Raw genomic sequence first — 2,172 nt, 5'->3', positions numbered from 1 at the left:
GGAGGGAACCCCTTTTTTTCAAAAATGGGGTTCCCTCCCCCGGCTCCTCGCTCAACGGAGGACATGACATATGGAACGGCAGGTCATGGAGACGGATATCGTCTGTGTTGGGTTTGGCCCGGCCATGGGTGGTTTTCTGACCACGCTGGCCCGGGGCATCGTCAACGAGGATGGCTCGCCGGTCATGGAGAGCGAGCTTATGCCCGGCATGCCGCCCCAGGTCATCTGTTACGAGCGGGCCGACGACCTGGGCGTGGGCGTTTCCGGCGTGGTGTCCAAGGCGCGCGGCATCCGGGCCAGCTTCCCGGACATGAAGCCCTCCGATGTGCCCATGTGCGCGCCGATCACCGACGAGAAGGTCGTCTATTTGCTCGATCCCGTGGGCGCCAGCCGCCGGCCGCTTCTTATGCGGGTCAAGGACAAGGTGATAAAGGCCCTGGGCAGCCGACTGCCGGGCTATGCCGACATGGCCGTGGAGCTGCCCTACATCCCGCCCTTTTTGCAAAAACACGGCGGCATGACCTTTTCCCTCGGCCAGTTCAACCAGTGGGTGGGCGGCAACGTCATGGCCACCGGCGCGGCCCAGATCTGGCCGTCCTCGCCCGTGGCCGAACCGCTGGTCGAAAATAGGCAGGTGGTCGGCGTGCGCCTGGCCGACCAGGGCGTGGACAAGGCCGGCAAGCCCGAGGCCGCCTACATGCCCGGCATGGACGTGCGGGCCAAGCTCACCGTCGTCGGCGACGGCCCCGTCGGGCCGGTCGGACGCGCCCTCGACAATCTCCACGGGCTCCCCGCCGGCCATCACCACCGCGACTACGCCGTGGGCATGAAGATGGTCATCGACCTGCCCGGCCACTGTCCCTGGAAGGAAGGCACGGTCATTCACACCATCGGCTTCCCCGAGCCCGAGATTTTCGGCTTCCTCTACGTGCTGCCCGGCCGCGTCGCCGCCATGGGCATCTTCGTGCCCTCCTGGTTCGACAATCCGGTGCGCACGGCCTACCGCTACCTCCAGCACTGGATGCAGCACCCCTACATCTGGAAGAACATCAAGGGCGGCGAACTGCGTTCCTGGGGGGCCAAGACCCTGCAGGAAGCCGGCAAGGCCGGCGAACCCTACCTCGTCGGCAACGGCTACGCCCGCATCGGCGAGGGCTCCGGCACCACCAACGTGCTGACCGGCTCCGGCGTGGACGAGGCCTGGACCTCGGGCGTGCTTCTGGGCGAGGCCGTGGTGCATCTGCTGGAACAGGGACTGCCCTTTACCGCTGAGAACCTGGAAAAGACCTACGTGGCCAGGCGTCGGGCCTCCTGGCTCGAAGAGGAAGCCCGGATCGCCGCGCGCTCCCGCGAGGGATTCGCCGCCGGATTTCTGCCCGGGCTCATCGGCATGGGCCTTTGCGGCCTGACCAAGGGCGCGCTGTGCTGGCCGGCCGCCTCCAAGCCCACCTGGAAGCGCCTTTCGAGCATCGAGGAATACTACCGGGGCCGCATCTCCCGCGAGGAGATCGAAACGATTCGCCGGCAGGCCACGGCCAAGGGCCGGCCCCTGCACGACGCGCTCATGGACCGCGCCGGCTGGCCGGCTATCGAATACGACGGCAAACTGCTCGTCTCGCACCAGGATGCGCTGCTTTTAGGCGGCAAGGTCCAGGCCGCGCCCGGCTACGCCGACCACGTGACCTTTGAAAACCCGGACGTCTGCCGCGCCTGCTGCGAGAAAACCTGCATCGAGGCCTGCTCCGGACAGGCCATTACTACCAACCCGGACGACGGCGTGCCGCTGTTCGATAGGGAAAAATGCGTGCACTGCGGGGCCTGCCTGTGGAACTGCTCCAAGCCGTCCCTGGCCGATCCCGAACGCACCAATGTGGTCTTCAAGGCAGCCGCCGGCGGTCTGCACTCGGCTGAGAATTAAGAGGCGGGGGCTCTGCCCCCGTACCCCCGCCGGGGGGCTTGATGCCCCCCGGTCCCCCCGTTGCGCTTTGCCGGGCGGGACCATGGCGGGTTGGCGGGAGCCCGGATATTTGTCGCCGCGATCGGCCCGGCGGCACGAGGCGCTACGCGCCTCGACGCCGGACGCGATTGCGGCGACAACCGCGCCAGCGGCGAAGCGCCGCATTTGAAGAAGTGACAGGTAAAGTGGGTCATATTTTTTAAGAGTTTTTTTGG

At 66.6% G+C, this 2,172-nt stretch carries 1 protein-coding gene; it reads left to right on the top strand.

Features of this window, described 5'->3' with window-relative positions; all coding sequences use genetic code 11:
- Positions 1 to 70: 70 nt before the first annotated feature.
- Positions 71 to 1,918 (top strand): 4Fe-4S ferredoxin, encoded by a 1,848-nt coding sequence (locus tag ACMZ6R_RS20380; protein WP_416114788.1) that lies wholly within the window; start codon positions 71 to 73, stop codon positions 1,916 to 1,918.
- Positions 1,919 to 2,172 lie beyond the last annotated feature (254 nt).

The sequence above is a fragment of the Solidesulfovibrio sp. C21 genome (genome assembly GCF_047785625.1).
Classification (GTDB): Bacteria; Desulfobacterota; Desulfovibrionia; order Desulfovibrionales; family Desulfovibrionaceae; genus Solidesulfovibrio.
The sequence above is the reverse complement of the archived record's forward strand: the minus strand, read 5'-3'. Positions and strand labels throughout refer to the sequence as shown.

Excerpts from the sequence above, each read along its gene's own strand:
- ACMZ6R_RS20380 (WP_416114788.1), top strand. The coding sequence starts at position 71 with ATGGAACGGCAGGTCATGGAGACGGATATCGTCTGTGTTGGGTTTGGC.